The organism is Rhodococcus sp. NPDC003318, assembly GCF_042879035.1.
In the GTDB taxonomy this organism is placed as follows: Bacteria; Actinomycetota; Actinomycetes; order Mycobacteriales; family Mycobacteriaceae; genus Rhodococcus_G.
Window position 1 is genome coordinate 924,499 of record NZ_JBIAOU010000001.1, and the last position, 26,170, is coordinate 950,668.

19 protein-coding genes and 1 pseudogene are annotated in these 26,170 nt (G+C 69.6%); 7 read left to right on the top strand and 13 right to left on the bottom strand.

The features are described from left to right. Position 1 precedes the first annotated feature (1 nt). Positions 2-775, bottom strand: a complete 774-nt coding sequence (locus ACFYVR_RS04135; protein WP_387469860.1) for a fumarylacetoacetate hydrolase family protein — start codon at positions 773-775, stop codon at positions 2-4. A gap of 119 nt (positions 776-894) precedes the next feature. Here ACFYVR_RS04135 and ACFYVR_RS04140 point away from each other — a divergent pair, with 119 nt between their 5' ends. The 3 genes from ACFYVR_RS04140 to ACFYVR_RS04150 all read left to right on the top strand — a co-directional run bounded on the left by ACFYVR_RS04140 (position 895) and on the right by ACFYVR_RS04150 (position 4,871). Further along, a complete protein-coding gene (locus tag ACFYVR_RS04140) occupies positions 895-2,082 on the top strand; it encodes an MFS transporter (protein ID WP_387469862.1) in 1,188 nt (395 codons plus the stop codon). 128 nt (positions 2,083-2,210) lie between these two features. Further along, positions 2,211-3,572, top strand: coding sequence for a lipase family protein (locus tag ACFYVR_RS04145; protein ID WP_387469864.1), 1,362 nt, complete (start codon positions 2,211-2,213; stop codon positions 3,570-3,572). A 39-nt stretch (positions 3,573-3,611) separates the two neighbouring features. Further along, entirely contained in the window at positions 3,612-4,871 is a 1,260-nt protein-coding gene (locus ACFYVR_RS04150; protein ID WP_387469866.1) for a hypothetical protein, read from the top strand. Between the two features lie 68 nt (positions 4,872-4,939). Here ACFYVR_RS04150 and ACFYVR_RS04155 read toward each other — a convergent pair whose 3' ends face one another. The 6 genes from ACFYVR_RS04155 to ACFYVR_RS04180 form a co-directional block, all read right to left on the bottom strand. Then, positions 4,940-5,953, bottom strand: a complete 1,014-nt coding sequence (locus tag ACFYVR_RS04155; RefSeq protein ID WP_387469868.1) for a 3-isopropylmalate dehydrogenase — start codon at positions 5,951-5,953, stop codon at positions 4,940-4,942. Between the two features lie 120 nt (positions 5,954-6,073). After that, positions 6,074-7,666, bottom strand: coding sequence for a phosphoglycerate dehydrogenase (gene serA / locus ACFYVR_RS04160; RefSeq protein ID WP_387469870.1), 1,593 nt, complete (start codon positions 7,664-7,666; stop codon positions 6,074-6,076). 163 nt (positions 7,667-7,829) lie between these two features. Then, on the bottom strand, positions 7,830-9,530 hold the full coding sequence (locus ACFYVR_RS04165) for a SulP family inorganic anion transporter (RefSeq protein ID WP_387469872.1): 1,701 nt from the start codon (positions 9,528-9,530) through the stop codon (positions 7,830-7,832). Between the two features lie 148 nt (positions 9,531-9,678). Next, positions 9,679-10,680 (bottom strand): ketol-acid reductoisomerase, encoded by a 1,002-nt coding sequence (gene ilvC, locus ACFYVR_RS04170; protein WP_387470356.1) that lies wholly within the window; start codon positions 10,678-10,680, stop codon positions 9,679-9,681. 76 nt (positions 10,681-10,756) lie between these two features. After that, positions 10,757-11,260: an acetolactate synthase small subunit gene (gene ilvN, locus ACFYVR_RS04175; protein ID WP_387469874.1), complete on the bottom strand. Its 504-nt coding sequence runs from the start codon at positions 11,258-11,260 to the stop codon at positions 10,757-10,759. Then, on the bottom strand, positions 11,257-13,191 hold the full coding sequence (locus tag ACFYVR_RS04180; RefSeq protein ID WP_387469876.1) for an acetolactate synthase large subunit: 1,935 nt from the start codon (positions 13,189-13,191) through the stop codon (positions 11,257-11,259). Before ACFYVR_RS04180 ends, ilvN begins: the two co-directional genes overlap by 4 nt. 285 nt (positions 13,192-13,476) lie before the next feature. Between ACFYVR_RS04180 and ACFYVR_RS04185 the strand changes: the two genes are divergently transcribed. Together ACFYVR_RS04185 and ilvD are read left to right on the top strand one after the other, a co-directional pair. Beyond that, on the top strand, positions 13,477-13,995 hold the full coding sequence (locus tag ACFYVR_RS04185) for a PH domain-containing protein (protein WP_387469878.1): 519 nt from the start codon (positions 13,477-13,479) through the stop codon (positions 13,993-13,995). 181 nt (positions 13,996-14,176) lie between these two features. After that, entirely contained in the window at positions 14,177-16,018 is a 1,842-nt protein-coding gene (gene ilvD / locus ACFYVR_RS04190; protein WP_387469880.1) for a dihydroxy-acid dehydratase, read from the top strand. A 178-nt stretch (positions 16,019-16,196) separates the two neighbouring features. Here the strand turns inward: ilvD and ACFYVR_RS04195 are convergent, their stop codons facing one another. Further along, a complete protein-coding gene (locus ACFYVR_RS04195) occupies positions 16,197-17,237 on the bottom strand; it encodes a Glu/Leu/Phe/Val dehydrogenase dimerization domain-containing protein (protein ID WP_387469882.1) in 1,041 nt (346 codons plus the stop codon). Between the two features lie 348 nt (positions 17,238-17,585). Here ACFYVR_RS04195 and ACFYVR_RS04200 point away from each other — a divergent pair, with 348 nt between their 5' ends. After that, positions 17,586-19,115, top strand: a complete 1,530-nt coding sequence (locus ACFYVR_RS04200) for an amino acid permease (RefSeq protein ID WP_387469884.1) — start codon at positions 17,586-17,588, stop codon at positions 19,113-19,115. A 25-nt stretch (positions 19,116-19,140) separates the two neighbouring features. Here ACFYVR_RS04200 and ACFYVR_RS04205 read toward each other — a convergent pair whose 3' ends face one another. After that, the gene (locus ACFYVR_RS04205) at positions 19,141-19,956 is read right to left on the bottom strand and encodes a DoxX family protein (protein WP_387469886.1); all 816 of its coding nucleotides are present in this window, start codon (positions 19,954-19,956) and stop codon (positions 19,141-19,143) included. Between the two features lie 67 nt (positions 19,957-20,023). On the opposite strand from ACFYVR_RS04205, the gene ACFYVR_RS04210 reads away from it, so the two are divergent. Beyond that, positions 20,024-21,163 carry a PQQ-dependent sugar dehydrogenase gene (locus tag ACFYVR_RS04210; protein ID WP_387469888.1) on the top strand — a complete coding sequence of 380 codons (1,140 nt, stop codon included), beginning with the start codon at positions 20,024-20,026 and terminating at the stop codon, positions 21,161-21,163. Positions 21,164-21,196: 33 nt separating this feature from the next. On the opposite strand, the gene ACFYVR_RS04215 is transcribed toward ACFYVR_RS04210, so the two are convergent. From ACFYVR_RS04215 to ACFYVR_RS04230, 4 genes and pseudogenes are all read right to left on the bottom strand, one after another. Next, positions 21,197-22,162 (bottom strand): linear amide C-N hydrolase, encoded by a 966-nt coding sequence (locus tag ACFYVR_RS04215; RefSeq protein ID WP_387469890.1) that lies wholly within the window; start codon positions 22,160-22,162, stop codon positions 21,197-21,199. 64 nt (positions 22,163-22,226) lie between these two features. Then, positions 22,227-23,458, bottom strand: a pseudogene (locus ACFYVR_RS04220) (cation:proton antiporter). A 95-nt stretch (positions 23,459-23,553) separates the two neighbouring features. Then, complete coding sequence (gene gatB / locus ACFYVR_RS04225; protein WP_387469892.1) at positions 23,554-25,065, bottom strand: Asp-tRNA(Asn)/Glu-tRNA(Gln) amidotransferase subunit GatB; 1,512 nt, start codon at positions 25,063-25,065, stop codon at positions 23,554-23,556. Positions 25,066-25,090: 25 nt separating this feature from the next. Further along, on the bottom strand, positions 25,091-26,122 hold the full coding sequence (locus ACFYVR_RS04230) for a 6-phosphofructokinase (RefSeq protein ID WP_387469894.1): 1,032 nt from the start codon (positions 26,120-26,122) through the stop codon (positions 25,091-25,093). Positions 26,123-26,170 lie beyond the last annotated feature (48 nt).

Sequence of the window (26,170 nt, forward strand, 5' to 3'; positions counted from 1 at the left end):
CCTATCCCTTGGCGACGACCGGATTGCTCAGCGTTCCGATGCCCTCGACGGTGACCTCGACGGTGTCACCGGCGACGATCGGGCCGACACCCTCCGGGGTCCCGGTCAGGATGACGTCACCGGGCAGCAACGTCATCACCGCGGAGACCCACTCGATGATCTTCGGAATGTCGTGCAGCAGAAGGGAAGTACGGCTGCGCTGCCGGACCTCGCCGTTGACCTCGGTGCGAATCTCGACGTCGGACGCGTCGAGACTCGTCTCGATCCACGGACCGAGCGGGCAGAAGGTGTCGTGCCCCTTCGCACGGGTCCACTGCCCGTCCTGGCGCTGGTGGTCGCGGGCCGAGACGTCGTTGGAGACCGTGTAGCCGAGCACCACGTCGAGCGCCTTGGCGGCGGGCACGTCCTTGCAGGGCCGGCCGATCACGACCGCGAGCTCGCCCTCGTGGTGCACCTCGTTGGAGCTGGGCGGCAACACGATCGGTGCGCCGGGTCCCACGATGGAGGTGTTGGGCTTGATGAAGATGACCGGATCCTCCGGCGCCTCGCCGCCCATCTCGGCGGCATGGGCGGCGTAGTTCTTGCCGACGCAGATCACCTTGCTGGCGAGGATCGGAGCGAGCAGCCGCACGTCGGCCAGCGGCCAGCTGCGGCCGGTGAAAGTGGGGGTGCCGAAAGGGTGTTCGGCGATCTCCTTCGCCGTCCGGGCATCCCCCTCCCCCTCGATCGACACGAAGGCGACCCCGTCCGGGCTGGCAATTCGACCTAGGCGCATGGCCGCGAGTCTATCGCTGCCCTCCCCTCGGCCCGCGGCCCACCGCGTCCGGGTATACGATTCGACGAGAGTGACCACATTACGAGATTAATATCTCAGATAGTGAGAATTCTGTGATCGTGACGGACCACCACACCAGTTCCCGCCGCTGGGTCGTTCTCGGGCTCGGCGTCCTCGCCCAGGCGGCGCAAGCAGTCCTGGTCAACGGAACCGCGTTCCTGATACCGACGCTGCACGACGAATCCGGCCTCAGCCTCGCCCAGGCGGGCACCCTCGCCTCCGCCCCGGTGTTCGGCGTCACGGTCACCCTGGTCGCCTGGGGTGCGTTGGCCGACCGGTACGGAGAGCGGCTCGTCCTGACGGCCGGGCTGGCTCTGGCCGCCGTCGCGACCGCGGCCGCAGCGGTGACCACGTCCACGCCGACCCTCGCCGTGCTGCTCGCACTCGGCGGCGGCGCCGCGGCAGCGGCCAACGCCGCCAGCGGACGCGTCGTGGTCGGCTGGTTCCCACCCGACCAACGGGGCCTCGCCATGGGAATCCGCCAGATGTCGGTGCCGCTCGGAGTGGCCCTGGCCGCCATGACGATGCCGCAGCTGGCCCGCGACCACGGCATCGGCTGGGCGCTCGCCTTCCCCGCCGTGGTGTGCGCCGTCGCCGCCGCGGCATGCGCGATCGGGATCACCGATCCGCCGCGGCCCGAACGTCACCACGCCGCCGAGCTCGGCCTGCTCGACAACCCGTACCGCCGCAGCAACACCCTGCTGCGCATCCACGCCACCTCGGTGCTGCTGGTGGTGCCACAGTACGTGGTCTGGACGTACGCGCTGGTGTGGCTGGTCACCGACCGGGGGTGGGCCGAATCGGCCGCCGGACTCGTGATCACCGCCTCGCAGTTCCTCGGCGCGGGTGGGCGGGTCGCGGCGGGCGTGTGGTCGGATCGCGTCGGCAGTCGGCTCCGCCCGCTTCGCGTCGTGGCGGTGTCGGTGGTGACCACGATGGCCGCGCTCGCGGCCGTCGCCGCCACCGACTCGGCGATCGCCGTCGCCCTGCTGGTGGTCGCGTCGGTGGTGACCGTCGCGCCCAACGGGCTCGCCTTCACCGCGGTCGCCGAGATCGCCGGCCCCTACTGGGGCGGACGGGCACTGGGCGTCCAGAACACCGGGCAGTTCGTGGCCGCGGCCGCGGTCGGTCCGGTGTTCGGGGCCGTCATCGGCACGGTCGGCTTCCCCGTCGCCTTCGCCGTGGCAGCGCTCGTCCCCGCACTCGGCATCCCCCTCGTCCCACCGGATCCTCGCGATCGCGCCTGAGACCACCGCGACATTCGCGGCCCGGATCCGGCCGGGAACGGCTCGACGGCGGCCGAATTGTAGTTCACTTACCCGACCTTACCCAGTGGTCAGGTCATGCCCCGCTCCCACCCGAACGGAGTTCCCCGGTGCCCACGGTTCGTCTCCCGCGTCGCGTCGTGACGCGCGTGCGACGCTGCGTCGCCCTCGCGGCCGCGCTCGCCGCGGCCGCGTCGGCGGCAGCCCCCGCAGTCGCCGAACCGACTCCGGATCTCGGCGTTCCCGCCCTCGGGAGCGTGTTCACCGAATACACGCTCGGCACGTTCCGGGACGGACGAATCGGCTCGCCACAGGAGATCCGAGACGGACTGCTCGCCACCGACCAGTTCTTCGACGAGCCACCGCTGCGCGGGGACGAGAAGCCGGGCACCCTGCTGCGGGCCGCGCCCTTCGACGTTCTGTTCGCCGGCGTCGAGCCGGGCAACCTGACGGCGTGGAAGATCATGTATGTCACCGAGAACGTCAACGGCAGCCGCGACGTCAGCACCGGCGTCGTCATGATTCCGGAGGACGGACGCGACAACGCCACCCGGCCGGTCGTCGCCTACCAGCAGGCCAACGACTCCGTCGGCCCGAACTGCCATCCCTCGTCGCACTGGAGCGGCGCCGCGCAGACCGACGCGTCGGCATGGTCGGCTCTCGGGCCTCTCGCGCAGATGTGGAGTGCGGGTCTGGCCACCGTCATCTCCGACCTCGGCAACGACGCCGACCCCGCGCCGCACGGCGTGTTCGCCGGACGTTTCGCCGGCATGGCGCTGATCAACGGGATTCGCGCCGCATACCAGGTCGAGGGCCTCGGGCTCAGCCCGCAGAGCCCGGTCGGCATCTTCGGTGTCGCGGGCGGCGGTGTCGGAGGCGGCTTCGCGGCCGAGTACCAACCCGACTACGCACCGGAGATCAACCTCCGGGCCACCGTTCTCGAAGCGATGGCAGTGAATCAACGCGACTTCGTCGAATTCGCCTCGGGAGGGCTGGGATCCGGGTTCGCGTTCGCCACCCTCCTCGGCCTCGAAGCCCAGTACCCGCAGATGCGGATCGACGAGAAGCTGACTCCCGCAGGCAGAGCCCTCGCCGACGTCTTCCGTGACAGCTGCCAGATCGCGTACTTCGGAACCCCGTTCCTCCCGCTGAACGCGCTGTTCCGGTCGGGCGAGAACCCCGCGGACATCGCGGACTTCCAACCGGTGTTCGCGCAGAACGATCTCGGCGTCGGCACCGCGCCCACGTCGAAGGTGCTGATCACCAACTGCGGGAGCGACAACTCCTTCATGGCCATCACGCCCGCGTCCGAGGCCCGCGACCTCGCCGACCGCTACCGCGCCGGCGGCACCGACGTCACCTACCAGCCGCTCGACTGCGGGGCCGACGTGCTGCTCACCGATCCCTACCGCTGGGGCACCGAACTTCTCGGCATGCACACCGTCGACTGGCTCACCGATCGACTCGACTGACACACCCGATCCTCCTCGAATCCGCGCGACAGGAGCACCATGACCTTCCCGATCGGACGTCTCGCCGCCCGCCTCGCCGCCGCACTGCCCCCGGTCCTGCTGGCCGCGTCGGCTCTCGGCGCACCCGCCGCGAGCGCCACCGAACTGGACGAGGTGCTGAACCTGCCACTGACGAACCGGCTGGCCGACCAGGCGCCCGGCGGAGTTCACGCGGCACTGCCCACCGACCTCGCCGCGCTGGAATCCCTCGTCGCGCAGGCACGCAGGTCCGGGCGACCCGCCACCGACTACGCGGCACTGCTGCTGCAGTACCGACTCGTCCAGGCGACGACCGAGGCGGGCATCGACCTCGCAGGCTGGGACCCGAGCGCAGGATTCATCGCGAACCGCGACAACATGATCCGGTCGTACCGGTACTACGAGAACTTCCAACTCGCGCACCGGGAACTCCTGTGGGCCGGCATGGGTGGCATGGTCGGCGGCGACTTCGGCGGCGGCATCGCCGACATGGAGTTGGCGAACACCGTCTACGGCCTGCCCGGACTGCAGGACGCCGCACGCTCGGTCCTCGGCGCCGCCGAATCCGCCTTCGGGCCGGCCGGAATCGAGCAGCTCCCCGGCGGCCTGCGCACCCTCGCCGAACGCGCGAGCGATCTCACCACCGCCGACCTCGACTGGTTCGTCCGTCGTGTCGTGATCATGCAGAAGGCGATCTTCGACGACCTGATGCCGATGCACTACGCGTACACCCACGAAGGGCTGGCCGCGATCGACGAATACCACGCCGCGGGAGTGATTCCGGACGACGTCCGCACCGCCTGGTACGACATCGCGTCCCGCGAACCGGACCGCGTGGCCGCGGGCAATACCGCGCTCCTGCGTCGTGAACAGCTCACCGTCGTCGGCGAACTGTGGGACGAGACCCGCGCCTACCGCGACGGTCTCGGTGGCGCACTGACGTACGCGATGACGATGGTCGGATCGCCGTCCCTGGCGGGTGTCCCGCCCCTGCGCAACCACCGTCCGATCACCGTCACCGGGACGCTCCCCGACGGCCGCTCCGCCACCCTCACCACACCGCTGCCGGCGTGGGACTGGTCGGTGTTCGACGAACGATGGGCCTACGTGGACGGCGAACTGCTGCCCCGCTACCGCGACCTCGCCGAGAACCACTGGCCGACACTCGAAGCCGTCCTCGAGGTGCCGTACGAGCATCAGTTCGAATCACAGCGTGCCACCGCACGCATCCCGCAGATCGTCGGCGACGTCGCCGCGGCGACCACCCTCACCGTCCACTGACCCTCGAACGGTGAAGGGCCCGCGCGGATCTCGAATCCGTGCGGGCCCTCCTCGCGTCGATCGGGTGTCTACAGTGCCGCCGCGATCCGGTCGCCCACCTCGGTGGTCCGGATCGGGCCGTCGCCACGTGCGGCGAGGTCCGCCTCGACGGCCCGCTCGATGCGGGCCGCGTCCTCCTCACGTCCGAGGTGGCGCAGCAGCAGCGCCACGGACAGGATCGCCGCCGTCGGATCGGCGACGCCCTGTCCGGCGATGTCCGGCGCCGAGCCGTGCACGGGCTCGAACATCGACGGGTTGGTGCCGGACGCGTCGATGTTGCCGGACGCGGCCAGACCGATACCGCCCGTGACGGCGCCGGCGAGGTCGGTGATGATGTCGCCGAACAGGTTGTCGGTGACGATGACGTCGAAGCGTCCCGGGTCGGTGACCGCGTAGATGGTGGCGGCGTCGATGTGGCAGTACGCCGTCTCGACGTCGGGGAACTCGGCGCCGACGGTCTCCACGGCGCGGGTCCAGATCCGGCCCGCGTTCGAGAGCACGTTGGTCTTGTGGATCAGCGTCAGGTGCTTGCGGCGGGTCTGCGCCAACTCGAATGCGTAGCGGACGACGCGCTCGGCACCGAACCAGGTGTTGACGGAGACCTCGGTGGCGACCTCGTGCGGCGTGCCGACGCGGATGGAACCACCGTTGCCGGTGTACGGACCCTCGGTGCCCTCACGGACCACGACGAAGTCGATCTCCGGGTTGGCGGCCAGCGGCGAGCTCGAGCCCGGGTAGGTGCGGGCCGGACGCAGGTTCACGTGGTGGTCGAGCAGGAAGCGCATGTTCAGCAGCAGGCCCCGCTCGAGGATGCCCGGGCCGACCAGCCGCGGGTCGCCGATCGCGCCGAGCAGGATCGCGTCGTGCTGACGGATCTCCGCCAGTTCCGCGTCGGGCAGCAGTTCTCCGGTCTCCTTGTAGCGCTTGGCACCGAGGTCGTACTCGGTGGTCTCCACCTCGGGAACCAGCTTCCGCAGTACCTTCAGCGCTTCCGCGGTGACCTCGACACCGATGCCGTCACCGGGAATGACCGCAAGCTTCATGACAACAACACTCTCTTCCTCGTCGAACGAGCACACGTGGGAACGGACCGTGACCGACGCGTGTGGCCGTGACCGCTTCGTCGAACGGTCACGGCCACACGTGTCAGGCGACGGATCCGGTCAGGACAGGTCGACCTGAGCGACGCGGGCGTCGAGCTTCTCGATGATCTGCGCGACCTCGGCGTCGGCGACGACCTGGTTGACGCGCAGGATGACGGTCGCACCCTCACCCTCCACGTCCTGGCTCAGGGCCGCGGCCTGGATGTCGATGTTCGCGCTGCCGAGCACGGTGCCCAGGACGCCGAGGACGCCGGGACGGTCCGCGTAGTGCACGACGATGTTGTGGCCCTCGGCGCGCAGATCGAAGCTGCGGCCGTTGATGTTGACGATCTTCTCGACCTGCTGAAGACCGGTGAGCGCACCCGCGACCGCGGTGACGGTGCCGTCGGCGGCGACGGCCCGCACCTCGACGGCACTGCGGTGGGTCAGTGCCTCGCTGTGCTTGTCGACCTCCACGCTGACGCCGCGCTGCTCGGCGAGCTGCGGGGCGTTGACGAAGGTGACGGCCTCGTCGCTGCTCGCGGAGAACAGTCCGCGCAGCGCCGCGAGACCGAGAATCTCGACGTTCTCGGCGGACAGCTCACCGCTGACGACGACCTGGACGTTCTGCACGGCCTCGGGCGACAGGGTGCCCGCGATCAGGCCGAGCTTGCGGACCAGCTCGAGCCACGGCGCGACCTCCTCGCCGACGGGGCCGCCGGAGACGTTGACGGCGTCCGGCACGAATTCGCCCGCGAGGGCGAGCAGCACGCTCTTCGCGACGTCGGTGCCCGCGCGGTCCTGGGCCTCGGACGTGGAGGCGCCGAGGTGCGGGGTGACGACGACGTTGTCGAGGTCGAAGAGCTTGGAGTCCGTGCACGGCTCGGTGTTGAAGACGTCGAGGCCTGCGGCGCGGACCTTACCGTTGACGAGCGCGTCGTACAGCGCGTCCTCGTCGATCAGTCCGCCGCGGGCGGCGTTGACGATGATGACGCCGTCCTTGGCGTTGGCGAGACGCTCGGCGTTGATCAGGCCGGCGGTCTCCTTCGTCTTCGGCAGGTGCACGGAGATGAAGTCGGCGCGCCGGACCAGCTCGTCGATGTCGACCAGCTCGATGCCGAGCTGTGCGGCGCGGGCCGCGGGCAGGTAGGGGTCGTAGGCGATGACGTTGGTCTCGAACGCGGCGAGGCGCTGCGCGAACAGCTGGCCGATGCGGCCGAGGCCGACGACGCCGACGGTCTTGCCGAGGATCTCGGTGCCGTTGAAGCTCGAACGCTTCCAGGTCTTCTCACGCAGCGTGCGGTCTGCCGCGGGGATCTGGCGGGCAGTCGAGAGCAACAGCGAGACGGCGTGCTCGGCCGCCGAGTGGATGTTGGAGGTCGGTGCGTTGACGACCATCACGCCGCGCTCGGTGGCGGCGGGAATGTCGACGTTGTCGAGGCCGACACCGGCGCGCCCGACGATCTTGAGCTTTGTCGCCGCGGCGAGCACCTCGGCGTCGACGGTGGTCGCGGAGCGCACCAGCAGGGCATCGGCCTCGGGCACGGCGGCCAGCAGGGCGGGACGGTCCGGGCCGTCCACCCAGCGCACCTCGACACCGTCACCGAGCGCATCGACGGTCGATTGTGCGAGCTTGTCGGCGATCAGGACAACGGGACGGCCATTCTGGCTCACGAGCGAACTCCCCTGTGTTAGGTGTCTTGGGCGGATCGTCCTCGAACCGCCGGTCGAGTGGGAGCACCCGCGAGTCCGTGACCCGAACAGCTTAGTGGTTCCCCTCACCGCGGTATCACCCCACGTGTCGGCCGGGCCGAATGGCGGACACCGCGCGCACCGGTCAGGGACGGTTCGGGGAGAGCCGTTCGAACGCCTCGACCGCTGTCTCGACCGTGGGGTAGAAGCGGCCGGGACTGAAGCGCTCCCCCAGCCCGAGTCGGCGTAGCCGGTCCTTGACGGGATCCTTCATCTCGGCGAAGACGAGCCGAATACCGTTGCCGGACAGGTATTGATCGAGTTCGACCAGCTCGTCCATCGCGGTGGTGTCGAGTCCGGTGATGGGTTCGGCCGCGATGATCACCCAGCGAACCGGATCCGGTGCCCGGCCCACGACGCGGCGGACGTAGTCGTCGAAGATCGCGCCGTTGGCGAAGAACAGTTGTGCGTCGAACCTCACGATCACCAGGCCCGGGATCCGCGCCCCCGCCGGGTAGCGCTTGATGTCGTGATAGCCGGCCACCTCCGGCACCGCCACCAGTTCGGTCCGGTAGGGACGCCACGCGTGCACCACCACCGACACGAACGACAGGGCGATCGCGACGAGGATGCCCTCGAGCACCCCGACGAGGGCGACACCGAGGAACGCGGCGATCGCGAGCCAGGTCTCGATCCTGCTCATCGACCACATGTCGACCAGGCTGCGGATGTCGACGAGCGACGTCGCAGCCACGATCACGACAGCGGCCAGCGCCGCCGAGGGCAGATACGCGGTGACCCGCGGCGCGACGAGGATGAACACGACGATGAGGACCGCGCCGACGACACCGGCGAGCTGTGTTCTCGCCCCGTTCTGTTCGGCGACCGGCGTCCGGGAGGAACTCGCCGACATCGGGAAACCGCCGAGCAGACCGCTCGCGACGTTGGCGGTGCCGATCGCCCGCATCTCGTGGCTGCCGTCGACGGACTCCCCCCGCCGCGCCGCGAAGGTGCGGGAGAGCACACCCGTGTCGGCGAACGCGACCAGGGCGATGCCCGCCGCCGGCCCGATCAGTTCGCCCACATCCGACCACTGCAGCCCACCGAGCGCAGGCGCGGGCAGGCCGTACGGGAGGGCGCCGGCCATCGGGATGTCGTCGGCCAGACCGAACACGTAGGCCACGACGATGGATCCGATCACGGCGACCAGCACACCGGGGATGCGGCTGTGGAACATCCTGAATGCCACGATGACCGCGATCCCGCCGAGACCGATGGACGCGGCCTGTGCGTCGATCTCGCCGCCGAAGACGGCCGTGACCGTCTGTCCGATCTCGTCGATCAGGTTCACCCCGTCTACGGAGAACCCGAGGAGTTTCGGGATCTGGCTGATGATCACCACGAGTGCGATGCCGTTGAGGTACCCGAGCCGGATCGGTTTGGACAGCAGATCGGTGACGAACCCCAGTTTCAGCAGGCCACCGAGGACGAGGATCGAGCCCATCAGGATCGCGAGCAGGCCGGCCAGCGCGACCGCTCGCGCCGAGTCGCCGGCCGCGAGCGGGAGGACCGCGGCGCCGATGATCGGGGCGAGCGAGGAGTCCGGGCCGAGCACCAGGATCTTGGACGGTCCGACGAGGGCGTAGACGAGCAGCGGAACGATGGTCGCGTACAACCCGGTCTCGGGTGGCAGTCCCGCGGCCTGGGCGTAACCCATGCCTGCCGGAATCAGCAGGGCGGTCAACGCGATTCCCGCCGTGATGTCCTTGCGGAACCAGGACCGTTCGTAGTTGCGGGCGATCTCGACGCCCGGCAGCCACTGCCGCATCACCGACTCACGTGTCATCGACCACCTGCCTACAAGCACGAAACCCGACGTTCCTCCGCACAGTGTGCACCGTGCGGACGAACATCGGGTATCGACATGCGCGTCACGCCCGTGAGTCTTTTCGGCCCACAGCGGGACCGAAGGGACTCACGGGCGGCGCAGCCGCCTAAGCGGTTTCGGTGATCGGGCGATCGACCCAGCTCATCAGGTCGCGCAGCTTCTTGCCGGTGACCTCGATCGGGTGCTCCGCGTTGGCCTTGCGCAGGCCCTCGAGCTCGGTGTTGCCGTTCTCGACGTTCGCGACCAGGCGACGGGTGAATTCACCCGACTGGATGTCCGCGAGGATCGCCTTCATGCGCTCCTTGGTGCCGGCGTCGATGACGCGCGGGCCGGAGAGGTAGCCGCCGAACTCCGCGGTGTCGGACACCGAGTAGTTCATGCGGGCGATGCCGCCCTCGTACATCAGGTCGACGATCAGCTTGAGCTCGTGGAGGACCTCGAAGTAGGCCATCTCGGGGGCGTAACCGGCCTCGACCATGACCTCGAAACCGGTCTTGACGAGCTCCTCGGTGCCACCGCAGAGCACGGCCTGCTCACCGAACAGGTCGGTCTCGGTCTCTTCCTTGAAGGTGGTCTTGATGACGCCGGCGCGGGTGCCGCCGATGCCCTTGGCGTAGGACAGCGCCAGCGCCTGGCCCTCACCCTTCGGGTCCTGGTCGATGGCGATCAGGGCCGGAACACCCTTGCCGTCGACGAACTGGCGACGCACCAGGTGGCCCGGGCCCTTCGGGGCGACCATGCCGACGGTGACGTTGGCCGGGGCCTCGATCAGCTTGAAGTGGATGTTGAGGCCGTGGCCGAAGAACAGCGCGTCGCCGTCCTCGAGGTTCGGCTCGATGTCGTTCTTGAAGATCGCGGCCTGCGCGGTGTCGGGGGCGAGGACCATGATCACGTCGGCCCACTCGGCGACCTCGGCCGGGGTGCCGACGGTCAGGCCCTGCTCCTCCGCCTTGGCGCGGGACTTCGAGCCCTCCTTGAGACCGATGCGAACGTCGACACCGGAGTCGCGCAGGCTCAGCGAGTGCGCGTGGCCCTGGCTGCCGTAGCCGATCACCGCGACCTTGCGGCCCTGGATGATCGACAGGTCGGCGTCATCGTCGTAGAACATCTCGACTGCCACTGGTATTACCTCTCCTCTGGGTTTGGAGCTCTGCGTTACAGCTGAACTTATGAGTGGAACTTGGCTAGCGGGTGGCCGTGATCGACTTCGGGCCACGTCCGACCGCGACGACCCCGGACTGCACGATCTCCCGAATACCGTACGGGTCGAGCATCCGAAGCAGTGCATCGAGCTTCGACCGGGTACCGGTCGCCTCGACGGTGAGCGACTCGGGCGAGACGTCGATCACCTTGGCGCGGAACAGATTCACCGTCTCAATGACCTGCGTGCGGACACTCGCATCGGCACGCACCTTGATGAGCACGAGCTCGCGCGCCACCGACGCCTCGCCCTCCTGCTCGACGATCTTGATGACGTTGACGAGCTTGTTCAGCTGCTTGGTCACCTGCTCGAGCGGGAACTCGTCGACGGTGACGACGATCGTCATGCGCGAGATGTCGGGGAGTTCGGTGCCGCCGACGGCGAGCGACTCGATGTTGAATCCGCGCCGGGAGAACAGCGCGGCGACTCGCGCCAGCACGCCCGGCTTGTCCTCGACGAGAACGCTGAGGGTGTGACTGGTGCTCACTTGGTGTCCTCCGTGTCGGTGGCGGTGCGCTGCTCGCGCTCCATCGCCTCGTGGATGACGGCCGGCTCCTCGGCCGCCTCGTCGTCGTCGAACAGCGGACGGATGCCCCGCGCCGCCATGATCTCGTCGTTGCCGGTGCCCGCGGCGACCATCGGCCACACCTGGGCGTCCTTGCCGACGATGAAGTCGATGACGACGGGCTTGTCGTTGATCGACTGCGCCTCGCGGATGGCCGCCTCCACGTCCTCCTCGCGTTCGACGCGGATGGCGTGGCAGCCCAGCGCCTCTCCGAGCTTGACGAAGTCGGGGATGCGGACCGTGCCGTGGGTGCCGAGGTTGGTGTTCGAGTAGCGCTCGTCGTAGAAGAGCGTCTGCCACTGCCGGACCATGCCGAGGTTGCCGTTGTTGATCAGCGCGACCTTGATCGGCACGCCCTCGACCGCGCAGGTCGCGAGCTCCTGGTTGGTCATCTGGAAGCAGCCGTCGCCGTCGATGGCCCACACTTCCTTCTCGGGTGCACCCATCTTGGCGCCCATCGCGGCGGGCACGGCGTAGCCCATCGTGCCGAGGCCACCGGAGTTGAGCCAGGTGCGCGGCTTCTCGTACTTGACGAACTGCGCGGCCCACATCTGGTGCTGGCCGACACCGGCACAGTAGATCGCGTCGGGTCCGGCGAGCCTGCCGACGGCCTCGATCACGTACTCCGGCGACAGCGCCCCGTCGGACGGCTTGCCGTAGGCCAGCGGGTACGTGGTGCGCAGGCCGTCCAGGTACTTCCACCACGCGGTCATGTCCAGGGTGGTGCCGGTGGCCATGTCCGCGCGGATCGCCTCGATCAGCTCGACGATGACCTCCTTGCAGTCACCGACGATCGGCACGTCCGCGTACCGGTTCTTGCCGATCTCCGCGGGGTCGATGTCGGCGTGGATCACCTTGGCGTCGGGCGCGAACGAGTCGAGCTGGCCGGTGACCCGGTCGTCGAACCGCGCACCGAGGGTGATCAGCAGGTCGGACTTCTGCAGCGCCCCGACAGCGGCGACCGTGCCGTGCATGCCGGGCATGCCGCAGTGCAGGCGGTGGCTGTCGGGGAAGGCGCCGCGGGCCATCAGGGTGGTGACCACCGGGATGCCGGTCAGTTCGGCGAGCTCGAGCAGCTCGGCCGACGCCTCGGCCTTGATCACGCCGCCGCCGACGTAGAACACCGGGGACTTCGACTCGGCGATCAGCCGCGCCGCCTCGCGGACCTGCTTGCCGTGCGGCTTGGACACCGGACGGTAGCCGGGCAGCCGCATCTCCGGCGGCCACGAGAAGGTGGTCTGCGCCTGCAGCACGTCCTTCGGGATGTCGACGAGGACGGCGCCGGGACGACCCGAGGAGGCCAGGTAGAAGGCCTCGGCCATGATCCGCGGGATGTCGATGCCGTCGGTGATGAGGAAGTTGTGCTTGGTGATCGGCATGGTGATGCCGGAGATGTCGGCTTCCTGGAACGCGTCGGTGCCGATCAGCCCGCGACCGACCTGGCCGGTGATCGCGACGACGGGCACGGAGTCCATCTGGGCGTCGGCGAGCGGGGTCACCAGGTTGGTGGCACCGGGGCCGGACGTGGCCATGCACACGCCGACCTTGCCGGTCGCCTGCGCGTATCCGGTCGCGGCGTGGCCGGCGCCCTGCTCGTGCCGAACCAGGACGTGACGCACCTTCTTCGAGTCGAAGAGCGGGTCGTAGACGGGGAGAACCGCGCCACCCGGAATGCCGAACACCGTGTCGACCTCGAGCTCCTCGAGGGCGCGGACCACGGACTGGGCGCCGGTGACCCGCTCGGGGGCGACCTGGCGTCGATTGCCGGACTGGGGTGCCGCCGTGGGGCCGGGCTGACCCGCTGCCCCACTCTTGCGCGGCGTGGGCTGCGGCCGTGCGGTTGGTGCGCTCACTGGTGATTCCTCTGGTGTTGACGGTTCGAGCTGACTCCGGGCAACAAAAAACCCCCGTCAGCATTGTCTGCTGTACGAGGGTGGCGCGTCGTGCTTTGCGAGTTGACTGCTGATCGACTCAGGCGACGACGCGCCGGCCGATTACGAGCAACTCATTCTGCTTCACGCGCTCGAAGGTAGGCGCGTCAAGGGTAAACAGTCAACTTTGGTGAGTCTGCTGTCCCAGAATGTGAGAAGCGCCGGCCGCAATGCGAGGATGGTGATGTGTCGTCCTCATCGCAGCCCGTGCCACCGTCTCCATCCTCCCACACCGCCGAATCGCCCCGTCAGTCCATCCAGATCTCCAGCCTCGGCCTGCTCGGCGTGTTCCTGCTGGCGTTCGGCCTGAGCTTCGTGATCTTCCCGAGCCCGCCGTGGGTGTCGGTGCTGTGGATCGTCCCGGTCGGGGTCGCCTACTGGATGCTGCGGGTACGCACCGTCGTCGACACCAACGGCCTGTACGTGCGCCGGATGTTCAGCAGCGAGGCGATCTCCTGGGACGAGGTCAAGGGATTCCGGTTCCCCGGCAACCGCTGGGCGCGCGCCGAACTGACCGACGGCACCGAGAAGACCCTCCCGGTGGTCACCTTCGGCCGTCTTCCGCAGATCGCCGCGGCCAGCGGCGGACGCGTCACCGACCCGTACGCCGTCGCCGACCGCGTCGAGCGCGAACGCGCCGCCCAGGACCGAGCGGACGCGACCCGCCAGGCCGGTGATCACGCCGAACCGGAGCCCACGACCGACTCGGATCCGGACGCCCGATAGCACGCGCGTACCGTTGACTGGCACCCGACGTCGGTCGGGCGGTCCGTCGGCGCCGCCGACACCGGAGGCACCAGCCCCGTGACCACCCGTGCCAGGCCCCCACGCCGGGTTCGACGATTCACGGCGCGCCCGACGGTCCCAGCCCGTCCGGCGGACGCGCCCCGATGAGCGAAGGACGCCCATGCCCCCGCTGAGGTCACGCACCACCACCGTCGGACGCAACGCTGCCGGAGCCCGCTCGCTGTGGCGCGCCACCGGCATGACGGACTCCGACTTCGGCAAGCCGATCGTCGCGATCGCGAACTCGTACACGCAGTTCGTTCCCGGCCACGTCCATCTCAAGAACGTCGGCGACATCGTCGCCGAGGCCGTCCGCGCCGCCGGTGGCGTGCCGCGCGAATTCCACACGATCGCGGTCGACGACGGCATCGCGATGGGCCACGGCGGCATGCTGTACTCGCTGCCGAGCCGCGAGATCATCGCCGACTCGGTCGAGTACATGGTCAACGCCCACACCGCCGATGCGCTCGTGTGCATCTCGAACTGCGACAAGATCACCCCCGGCATGCTCAACGCCGCGATGCGGCTGAACATCCCGACGGTGTTCGTCTCGGGTGGCCCGATGGAGGCGGGCAAGGCCGTCGTCGTCGGCGGCGTCGCGCACGCCCCCACCGACCTGATCACCGCGATCTCGGCGTCCGCGAACGACAGCGTCTCCGACGACGGCCTCGACGAGGTCGAGCGCAGCGCCTGCCCGACGTGCGGCTCCTGCTCGGGCATGTTCACCGCGAACTCGATGAACTGCCTCACCGAGGCCCTCGGACTCGCGCTGCCCGGCAACGGTTCCACGCTGGCCACCCACGAGTCGCGCCGCGCCCTGTTCAGCCGGGCGGGTACCACCGTGGTCGAGGCCGCGCTGCGGTACTACCGCGACGAGGACGAGTCGGTGCTGCCGCGGAACATCGCTTCCCCCAAGGCTTTCCGCAACGCCATGGCTCTCGACGTCGCGATGGGCGGCTCGACGAACACCGTGCTGCACACCCTCGCCGCCGCCCAGGAGGGCGAGGTCGACTTCGACCTGTCCACCATCGACGAGATCAGCCGGCGCGTGCCGTGCCTGTCGAAGGTCTCCCCCAACTCCGACTACCACATGGAGGACGTGCACCGCGCCGGTGGCATCCCCGCCATCCTGGGCGAGCTACGCCGCGCCGGGCTGCTCGACACCGACGTCTCCACCGTGCACACCACGTCCTTCGACGAGTGGCTCGACACCTGGGACATCCGCTCCGGCAAGGCTTCCGACGAGGCGATCGAGCTGTTCCACGCCGCGCCGGGTGGCGTCCGCACCACCGAACCGTTCTCGACGAACAACCGGTGGAGCGCGCTCGACACCGACGCCGAGGGCGGCTGCATCCGTGACATCGAGCACGCCTACACCGTCGAGGGCGGCCTGTGCGTGCTGCGCGGCAACATCGCCGTCGACGGCGCGATCCTCAAGACGGCGGGCATCGACGAGGACCTCTTCTCCTTCCAGGGCCCGGCGGTCGTCGTCGAGTCGCAGGAGGAGGCCGTCTCGGTGATCCTGCAGAAGCAGATCAAGCCCGGCGACGTGATCGTGGTCCGGTACGAGGGCCCCAAGGGCGGGCCGGGCATGCAGGAGATGCTGCACCCCACCGCCTTCCTCAAGGGCGCCGGCCTCGGCAAGGTGTGCGCACTGATCACCGACGGCCGCTTCTCCGGCGGCACCTCCGGCCTGTCCATCGGCCACATCTCCCCGGAGGCCGCAGCCGGCGGCGTCATCGGTCTCGTCGAGAACGGTGACCAGATCCGCATCGACGTCGCCACCCGCACCCTCGAGGTGCTCGTCGACGACGCGGTGCTCGCCGAGAGGCGCGCCAAGATGGAGGCGTCCGAGCGGCCCTGGCAGCCCGTCGACCGCCAGCGCACCGTGACCACCGCGCTGCGCGCCTACGCCGCGCTCGCCACCTCCGCCGACAAGGGCGCGGTCCGCCAGGTCCCCTGACCCACCCCCGCTCCTCCCCCCGCTCCTCCCCCTCCGGGCTGAAGGTGCCCTTCGTACGCATCAACGAGACGAAGGGCGCCTTCAGCCGGACGGGGCGAATTCGACCCCACCGGATGAAGGGCGCCGTCGTCCGCACCAACGAGACGAAGGCCACCTTCAGCCGGGAAGGGTGGGGTTGTCAGGCGGCGCGGCGGGCGGCGGCGATTCGCTTGCCGGCGAGGGTGATTGCGGCCAGTTGCGCGTCGGTCCGCGTCGACTGCGCGTGATCGAGAACCTCCTCGACGACGGTGCCGATCCGGTCGACCCGGTCCAGGAAGTCCCGGTCACCCGACACCTCGGCCGCGCAGGAGATCAGTCCGCCCGCATTGGAGACGAAGTCGGGCACGTACACGACACCGCGTGCGGTGAGCGTCTCGCCGACACCGGGCCCCGACAGCATGTTGTTCGCCGCGCCGACGACCGCGGCCGCGCGCAACCTGCCGGCGACCTCCTCGGTCACCACCAGTCCCGGTCCGGCCGGGCACACGACGTCGACGTCTGCGAGCAGCACCCGATCGAGCGGCGTCGCAGTTGCCCCGTGCCGCTCGACGGCCGTGTCGACGCGGTCGCGGTCGGGGTCCGCGACGACCACCCGCGCGCCGCGAGCGGTGAGTTGCTCGACGATCCCGAATCCGACGTTGCCGACACCCTGCACCGCGACCCGCAGTCCGTCCAGGCCGGAGTGCCGGATTCCGTTGCCTGCCAGTCGGTTCGCCACCTTCTCGATCGACGCGACGACGCCGCGCGCGGTGTACGGCGACGGGTCGCGGCCGTCGCTGGACACCCGCGGCGCGTACCGGCCGATGACCTCGAGGTCGGCGGGACAGGTGCCCATGTCGGCGCCCGGGATGTACCGGCCGCCCAGCGATGCGACATGTCTGCCGTGCGCCTCGAGCAGCTCGACGGTCTTGTCGGCGCGGGGGTCCGCGTTGATCACCGACTTCCCGCCGCCGAGCGCCACTTCGGCGAGCGCGGCCTTGAACGTCATCGCGCGGGCCAACCGTAGCGCGTCCGCGGCGGCGAGTTCGTCGTTGGCGTACTTGCGGATTCGCACGCCACCGAGTGCGGGACCGAGGGTGGTGTCGTGGACGGCGACGATGCTGGCGACACCGGCATCGGTGATCCGCCGGACGGAGAGGTGCTCGAAGTGCTGTTCGGCGAGAGTGTTGACGACGCTCACTGCTGCTCCTGACTGGGCCGTCGGCCGTGGCACCACTCTCGTGGAGGGGTCTCGGCCGGGCGATGGATTGGCGGGGATCCCCGCGACCAGAACTGTAAGCGGCGTCACATATTTGTCAACAATGATGTGCGCCGCGACCGCGAGGACCTCGATCGGGTGATCAGCACGCTCAGCCGACGTCCGCGCGACCGCCCGGGAACTGAGCACGATGCACACCTGCCGAACCGGGTGTTGCGCACCTACTCCCGCGGTGCTTCCCTCGGGTCACCGAATGAGACCCACGTCACACTGCGTGGTCCCGCCCACCCCGGCCCACGAGGCCGCCGGAGCACACCAAGGAGCACCTCCATGCCCGGATCCGGTATCTGGCGAACCAAGTCCGTCGAGCAGTCGATCGCGGACACCGACGAACCCGGAACCCGCCTCCGAAGAGAGCTCACCACCCGGGATCTCACGGTGTTCGGTGTCGCCGTCGTGATCGGTGCGGGCATCTTCACCCTCACCGCACGGACCGCGGGAAACGTTGCCGGACCGTCGATCTCGCTGGCATTCGTCCTCGCCGCCTGCGCCTGCGGGTTGGCCGCGCTGTGCTACGCCGAGTTCGCGTCGACCGTCCCGGTCGCCGGCAGCGCCTACACCTTCTCCTACGCCACGTTCGGCGAGTTCGTCGCGTGGATCATCGGCTGGGACCTGATCCTCGAGTTCGCGCTCGCCTCCGCGGTCGTCGCCAAGGGATGGTCGCTGTACCTGGGCAACGTGTTCGGGTCCGGATCGACCGTCGTCGACGTCGGCCCCCTGCACGTCGACTGGGGCGCCCTGCTGATCGTCGGCGCGCTGACCGTGGTGCTCGCAGTCGGAACCAAGGTGTCGTCCCGCGTGTCCGCCGTCGTCACGGGAATCAAGATCCTGGTGGTCCTGCTCGTCATCGTCGTCGGGATGTTCCACATCGACACCGACAACTACTCCCCCTTCGTGCCGCCCGCGCAGGAACAGACGACCACGACGGGCGGCCTGCACCAGTCGCTGCTGTCGTTCTTCACCGGCGCCGAGGGCAGCACGTACGGCTGGTACGGCCTGCTCGCCGCCGCGTCTCTGGTGTTCTTCGCGTTCATCGGGTTCGACGTCGTCGCGACCACCGCCGAGGAGACGAAGAATCCGCAGAAGTCCCTGCCGCGAGGCATTCTCGGCTCACTGGCCATCGTCACCGTTCTGTACGTCGCCGTCACCGTGGTGCTGACCGGGATGGTGAAGTACACCGACCTGCGCACCGGCAGCCCTCTGGTCGGCGACGGTAGCGCGACGCTGGCGACCGCGTTCGAGGCACACGGGATCACGTGGGCGCAGATGGCGATCAGCTTCGGCGGACTGGCCGGCCTGACGACGGTCGTGATGGTGATGATGCTCGGTCAGACCCGCGTGCTGTTCGCGATGTCGCGGGACGGCCTGATGCCCCGGGGGCTCGCGAAGACCGGACGTCGCGGCACGCCGGTCCGGATCACCGTGCTGGTCGGCACCGTCGTCGCCGTCCTCGCCGCACTGTTCCCGATGGGCACGCTCGAGGAGATGGTGAACATCGGCACCCTGTTCGCCTTCGTGCTGGTGTGCGTCGGCGTGCTGGTGCTTCGCCGGACCCGTCCCGACCTGCCCCGCGGGTTCCGGGTACCGCTCGTGCCGCTGGTGCCGATCCTCGCGGTGCTGGCCTGCGGGTGGCTGATGCTCAACCTGTCGGTGGAGACCTGGATCCGGTTCGTGACGTGGATGGTGATCGGGGTGGTCGTGTACTTCTCCTACGGGCACCGCCGGTCGGTGCTCGGCCGACGCCTCGCCGCACCGGTGGAACCGGCCCCGGACCCGGAACCCGCAACCCAGTCGGCGTGACCGACCGTCCGGTGAACCCCCTGACTCACACCAGGGGGTTCACCCCGTTCAGGAAGATCCACAGGCAGACGCCGCCGGCGACGCCGAGCACGAGGGCCAGGAACGACCCGACGTGGGGGCGCGTGGCCCACTTGCGTCGGCCCTCGAGCGAGAAACGTCCCGGCCCGGCGAGGATGATCGCGACCAACATCGCCGCCAGCAGCGCCTCGAGTTCGGGCCCGTCCGGGGCGAACCACTGCAGGCCGGGCGCGGCGGCCTGCCGCACACACCAGGCGTTGATCACGAGAGCCAGCAACCCGGCCGCGGCCAGCGGGGTGAGGAGGCCGACGATCAGCAGCACCCCGCCCACCACCTCGCCGACGGCACCGGCGTAGGCCAGGATCCGGGCCTGCTGGAACCCGGCGTCGACGAGGAACATCTCGAACCCGTCGAGCCCGGGACCTCCCCAGAGCCCGAACAGCTTCTGCAGGCCGTGGGCGAGCATCAGCGCACCGACCGCCACTCGCAACACCAGCAGGCCGAGATCGAGGGTGCCGCGGGGAGTCGCCGCCTGCGGGGCGGGCGGGACCACCGCGGGGGCCGCGGTGGACGCCGCGAGCGCGGACGCCAACTCGCGGTCGTAGGAGTCGGCGGTGCGCAACTCCTCGGTCGGCGTGACGTCCGACGCGAACGGGCCTCGGTCGGACGTCGAGCCGGTCGCGTACGTCGGGATCTGCTCGGTCGGGAGCAGTCCGAGGTCGTCGTCGGTGGTCGGGATCCGCTCGGTCGGCTGATCGAACGGACTCGTCGCGGAGCGGGCGACGCCGTCGGGATCGGAATTCGGGCGCGTGGTGTCGGTCACGAAACCCAGGGTAGAGGCGTCCGGGCCACCCCAGCGGTAGGGCGCGCGGCGACGGTAACGTCGGGGCATGGCGATCTCACGTGCGGCGTACCGCACCGCGGTGCTGTGCACGTCCGTCTTCGTCGTCACGGCCGCTGCCGGGTGCGCACGCTTCGACGACAGTGCGTCGACGCCATTCACGCCGGTCCCGTCCTTCTCCGCGGGCGAGGTCCAGCCCCGGCAACCCGGTGTCACCACCACCCCGGAAGTCAGCGAGTCGCCGCGGGCCCTGGCTCCGTGCGAGGACCCGGACCCCGCCGTCGTCGCCACGTGCCTCGACACCACGGGCGGCCTGACGATGCTGCCCGGAGGCCAGGCGGCGCTGGTCACCGAACGCCGCACCGGACGAATCCTGCGGGTCGCGCCCGGCACCGCGCCGCAGGAGGTCGCGAGGCTCGCCGTCGACGGTTCCGGCGACGGCGGCCTGCTCGACATCGCCCTGTCACCCACGTACACCGAGGACAATCTCCTGTACGCGTACGTCACGACGAACGCGGACAACCGGATCGTGCGGATCGCGCCCGGCGACGCCCCGAAGGACGTGCTGACCGGGATTCCCCGTGGGGCGAGCGGAAATGCGGGCGCCCTCGCGTTCACGACCCCGACCGAGCTGACGGTCCTCACGGGTGACGCCGGAAATCCTTCTGCAGCAATGGATCCTGCCTCGATGGCCGGAAAGGTCCTGCGGGTCACCGCACTGACCCCGGCACCCGTGCAGCCGATGCCGCGGGTGGCCCTGTCGGGGATCGGGACCGCGGGCGACATCTGCGTCGACCCGCTCGGAGGCGGGGTCTGGGTCACCGACCGTACTGTCCTCGAGGACCGGTTGCAGCGCGTCACCGCGGACGGCGCGACCGGAATGCCGGTGTGGACGTGGCCGGATCGGCCCGGGGTGGCCGGATGCACGGCCGTCGACGGTGGCGTCGCGGTGGCGCTGACCGACGGCCGGGCACTGGCCGTGCTGCCCCTCGATTCCACCACCGGCGCCGCGCAGGCCGCGCCGTCACTGGTCGCGGCGGATCGCTACGGCCGGCTCGGCGGCGCCGCGCTCGGTGACGGGAACCAGGTGTGGGTGGCGACGGTGAACAAGGCGGGCGGCGAGCCCGGCCCGAGCGACGACCGCGTCGTCCGCATCCCGGCACCCCAGGGCGGCGGCGGATTCGACTGACGTGCCACCGGGGACGGTGTCCCCGGGCCGACGTCACGACAGCACGAACTCCGGCGGCGCCGACTCCACGAATGCCGACCCGACGTTGCCGAGCAGTCCCGGAGCGGAGGGGTCCAGCCGCCGGCAGGTGGTGAAGTCCAGTTCCGCGAGCCTGGTCCACACGATGTTGGGGCTGAAGGACGATTCGAAGAGGTAGGTGCCGGAGGTCAGGTCCGCGAGCGTGCGCCAGATCGTCGCCGAGATGTTCGGCCGGTCCGGGTCGGGCTCGCCGAAGGGCTGTCCGGCGTTGCGCATCACACTGAGCAGCGCGGCGTAGGCGCGTTCGGGAGTCGGCGTCGCGGGCAGCCGCTCGAGGTAGTAGCTCGCGCGCACGAATCGGTCCGCGGCCTCCGTCGTCCCGGGCAGCGGTAGGGTACCGCCGAATCCCGTGTAGCGCTTGCGGAGTTCGAGCTGCTCGTCGTAGGGCGGCGAGTTCGTCATCACCGTGAAGGACCGATCGTGGTGCAGCCGGACCCGACCGTCGATGTGCTCGATGACGAGCGAGTCGCCGCTCGCGTCGTCGAGCGCCAGGTGCACGGTCCCCGCTCGTCCCGAGCGCGGTTCGATCAGCGGGCGCACCTGGAACGGCTGCTCGGCCATCAACTCGACGCACTCCGCAACGTTCGCGCATCGGTCGAGGAAGTACTGGGCCCACAACGACACCGCCAGCGCGGGTAGCTCGGGATCGCGATCACCGAAATCCGCCTCCGCGAGCCAGAGGATGTGCGCGGCCAACCCGTGCTCGTTGACGCCGTCGCTGGTCGCACCGTCCCACACCGTCGCGACGAGGCTGCCGTGAACGGCCTCCCACGACAGCGGATTCGGGTCCGCGGCGTGACCGACCCGGTGCGCACCACGGGGCAGCACCCACAGGTTCGTGTCCATCTCCTCGCGCCAGTCCATGTTCCGGCCGACCAGGACACCGTGACCGCTGTCGATCCACATCGCGCGCGTACACATGGGCGTTCCTCGTTTCGCTTCGGACGGCGGAGCACGGGGCCGACACAGCCGCGTCGGCGAACTGTCACACCGTATCCGCCGAACGACCCGCATCCGTCGAACGAGCGGGCTCGTGTCGTGGGCCGAGAAGCGATGCCGCGGTCGGAAGGACGAGGACGGTGATCGCACCCGCCGCAACGAGTATCGATGCGCTCGACGTCGACATCTGACCGGCGTCCACGGCGACCGCGGTGACGGCGACGACGAGCGGCAGACCGGTGGCGGCGTAGAGCGCGATCCGGCTCCGCTCGCGGATCGTCGGGGGTCGGTCGGTGCCGTCGGGTCCCTGGTCGAAACGCTCGGCGAACAGCACCGGCACCCCCCGCACCAGCAGAATGAGAACGAAGAAGCCAACCAGGACACCGGGTTCCGCGACGAACGCGGACACGTCGATCGCCATCCCCGAGGTGACAAACAAGACGGGGATGAGCAGGCCGAACGCGAGCCCGTCGAGTTTGGTCTCGAGCTGCTCGTCGCCGTCCGGGACCGCGCGGCGCAGGATGAACCCGGCGGCGAAGGCAGCCAGGATGCCGTCGATGTCGACGATGCTTGCCAGCGCGCCGAGCGTGACCAGGAGCAGGATCGTCAGCCGCACCGTGGTTTGCGAGGTCGTCTCGGATCCGAGGCGGATGACGGCGAGCAGCTGCGACCCCTCGCGCCGCATCTTGGCGGGTACGAACGCGACCACGACCACGACCGCGGCGGCGGTGAACAGCGCGAGCACGATCAGGGAACCGAGGGTCCCGCGCGAGCCGAGCAGCACCGCCATCGCGACCACCGGCCCCAGTTCCCCGACCGCGCCGTGATTGAGGACGGTGCGACCGAGCCGCGTGCGATCACGCCGGTGTCCTTGAGGATCGGCAGCAGCGTGCCGAGCGCCGTCGACGTCAGGGCGATCGCGACCGCGATCTCCGCGTGGATCGCGCCGGTCAGGCCGAGCAGCCCGATCACGGTGAACGCGAGCGCGAGACACACCAGCCACGTCGCCAGCGCACGGCGGCCACCCCGGCCGGTGAGTTCGTCGGTGTCGATCTCGTACCCGGCCAGCAGGAACAGCATCCCGAGTCCCAGTTCCCGCAGGAGCCCGATCTCCGGGCCCTGGGCGGCGAGGTCGAGGGCGCACGGACCGATGACAACGCACGCGACCAGCAGGAGCACCACCTCGGGCACCAGCCGTTGCGGGATCAGGCCCGCGACGAGGGGCGCGACGACCGAGCACAGGGCGATCCAGAACAGCGACGCACCGACCGAAGGCACGAAAGGAGTATGCCGCCCGGGCTCACGCAGGCGGCCGAGCGTGCAGTGCCCGTCGCGTCACGCAGGTGGACGCGGCGAGAACTGCACACTCACGTCTACGAGCAGGCCTCGATGACCAGTTCCTTCACGCGGGCCGGGTCCGCCTGGCCCTTCGTGGCCTTCATGACCGCACCGACGATCGCACCGGCCGCGGCCACCTTGCCGCTGCGGATCTTCTCCGCCACATCGGGATTCGCGGCGAGGGCCGCGTCGACGGCGGCCTTGATCAGCGTGTCGTCGCGGACGACGACGAGTTCCGGACGGTTCGCGACGACCTGCTCCGGGTCGCCCTCGCCGGCCAGCACGTGGTCGACGACCTGCCGGGCGACCTTGTTGTTGAGGGTGCCGCCGTCGATCAGTGCGATCACCTGTGCGACCTGCGCCGGGGTGATCGGCAGCTCGGTGAGCTCGACACCGCGGGTGTTGGCCTGCTGCGTCAGGTAGGACACCCACCAGGACCGCGCCGCGTCGGCGGGGGCACCGGCCTCGGTGGTCGCGATGACCAGGTCGAGCGCGCCGGCGTTGACCAGGTCGCGCATCACCTCGTCGGAGACGTCCCACTCGGCCTGGATCCGCGCCCGGCGCAGCCACGGCAGCTCGGGAAGGGTGCCGCGCAGCTGCTCGACCCACTCGGCGTCCGGTGCGACCGGCTCGAGATCGGGCTCGGGGAAGTAGCGGTAGTCCTCGGCGGTCTCCTTGCGGCGCCCGGCGGAGGTGGTGCCGTCGGCCTCCTGGAAGTGCCGGGTCTCCTGGATCACCTCACCACCCGCCACCAGCACCGCCGCCTGCCTGCGCATCTCGTAACGCACCGCGATCTCGACGGACTTGAGGGAGTTGACGTTCTTGGTCTCGGTGCGGGTGCCGAACTCCTCGGCGCCGATCGGCATCAGCGAGATGTTCGCGTCGCACCGCATCGAGCCCTGGTCCATCCGGACGTCGGAGACGTCGAGCGCCTTGAGCAGGTCGCGCAGCGCGGTGACGTAGGCGCGCGCGACCTCGGGGGCACGCTCGCCCGCACCGGTGATCGGCTTGGTGACGATCTCGACGAGGGGAACGCCGGCACGGTTGTAGTCGAGCAGCGAGTGGCTCGCGCCGTGGATGCGGCCAGTCGCGCCACCGACGTGCAGGGACTTGCCGGTGTCCTCCTCCATGTGCGCGCGCTCGATCTCGACCCGCCAAGTGGTGCCGTCGTCGAGAACGACCTCGAGGTGACCGTTGGTGGCGATCGGCTCGTCGTACTGCGAGATCTGGTAGTTCTTCGGCTGATCCGGGTAGAAGTAGTTCTTCCGCGCGAACCGTCCCCACGGGGTGATCGAGCAGTTCAACGCGAGACCGATCCGGATCGCGGACTCGACCGCGGCCTGGTTGACGACCGGCATCGAGCCGGGCAGGCCCAGGCAGACCGGGCACACCTGGGTGTTCGGCTCCGCACCGAACGTCGTCGGGCACCCGCAGAACATCTTCGTCGCGGTGTGCAGTTCGACGTGCACCTCCATGCCCATCACGGGCTCGAACTTCGCGAGCACGTCGTCGTAGGCGAGCAGGGCATCGGACATGGCGGCAGTCATGGCCACGATTTTAGCCACCGGCCCGCTACCCGAAGATCACCCGCATCTCCTGATACCGCTCCTTCGGCACGCTCTTGTGGTCGGCGAGGGCGTCCTTGAACCCGACCTGGACGATGTCGATCCCGTGCAACGCGACCATGTGCCCCCACTGCTGCTGCGCGACGAGATCGGTGACGGCCATCCCGAGCCGCGTCGCGAGCACCCGGTCGAAGGCCGTCGGGACGCCGCCGCGCTGGATGTGACCGAGGACGGTCGCGCGGGTTTCGATGCCGGTGCGCTCCTCGATCATGGGGGCGAGAACCTCGGCGATACCTCCGAGACGAGGCCGGTCGAACCCGTCCAGACCCTTCGTCGAGTACGCCTCCGTCATCCCGGGCAGGGTGAAGCCCTCGGCGACCACCACCATCGGGGCCCGCCCGCGTTCACGGACACTGGTCACCCACGCGCAGATCTGCTCGATGCTCTCCGGGTGTTCGGGGATCAGGATCGCGTGCGCGCCGCCCGCGGTCCCCGAGTGCAGGGCGATCCACCCGGCGTGCCGCCCCATCACCTCGAGCACCATGCACCGCATGTGCGAGTTTCCGGTGGTCCGCAGCCGGTCGATGGCCTCGGTGGCGATCTCGACGGCGGTGTCGAAACCGAAGGTGTAGTCGGTCTGGTCGAGGTCGTTGTCGATCGTCTTCGGCACGCCCACGATCTTGATGCCCTCGTCGTACAGGCGCTGCGACGCCGCAGCCGTACCCTCTCCGCCGATCGCGACCACCGCGTCGACGCCGAGCCGTTCCATCGTCCGGGCGATGTTCTCCGCTCCCCCGTCCGGACCCTGGTACGGTCCGAACCTGCTGGTGCCGAGGATCGTTCCACCCTCGTGCGACAGACCGCGCACCGTCGGACGGTCGAGAGCCATCACGTTCCCCTCGACCAGCCCGCGCCACCCGTCGAGAAACCCGACGAACTGCTGCCCGTACACCGTCGTGCCCTTGAGCACGGCGCCGCGGATCACGGCGTTGAGCCCCGGGCAGTCGCCGCCGCTGGTGAGAATCCCGACCTTCGTCATCCGCACACCTCATCCCGGCTCCACCGATTCGGCCCCGTGACCAATACT

Coding starts and splice junctions, on each gene's coding strand:
- ACFYVR_RS04135 (WP_387469860.1), bottom strand. CDS start 775: ATGCGCCTAGGTCGAATTGCCAGCCCGGACGGGGTCGCCTTCGTGTCG.
- ACFYVR_RS04150 (WP_387469866.1), top strand. CDS start 3,612: ATGACCTTCCCGATCGGACGTCTCGCCGCCCGCCTCGCCGCCGCACTG.
- ACFYVR_RS04155 (WP_387469868.1), bottom strand. CDS start 5,953: ATGAAGCTTGCGGTCATTCCCGGTGACGGCATCGGTGTCGAGGTCACC.
- ACFYVR_RS04165 (WP_387469872.1), bottom strand. CDS start 9,530: ATGACACGTGAGTCGGTGATGCGGCAGTGGCTGCCGGGCGTCGAGATC.
- ilvC (WP_387470356.1), bottom strand. CDS start 10,680: ATGTTCTACGACGATGACGCCGACCTGTCGATCATCCAGGGCCGCAAG.
- ilvD (WP_387469880.1), top strand. CDS start 14,177: ATGCCCCCGCTGAGGTCACGCACCACCACCGTCGGACGCAACGCTGCC.
- ACFYVR_RS04200 (WP_387469884.1), top strand. CDS start 17,586: ATGCCCGGATCCGGTATCTGGCGAACCAAGTCCGTCGAGCAGTCGATC.
- ACFYVR_RS04210 (WP_387469888.1), top strand. CDS start 20,024: ATGGCGATCTCACGTGCGGCGTACCGCACCGCGGTGCTGTGCACGTCC.
- ACFYVR_RS04215 (WP_387469890.1), bottom strand. CDS start 22,162: ATGTGTACGCGCGCGATGTGGATCGACAGCGGTCACGGTGTCCTGGTC.
- gatB (WP_387469892.1), bottom strand. CDS start 25,065: ATGACTGCCGCCATGTCCGATGCCCTGCTCGCCTACGACGACGTGCTC.
- ACFYVR_RS04230 (WP_387469894.1), bottom strand. CDS start 26,122: ATGACGAAGGTCGGGATTCTCACCAGCGGCGGCGACTGCCCGGGGCTC.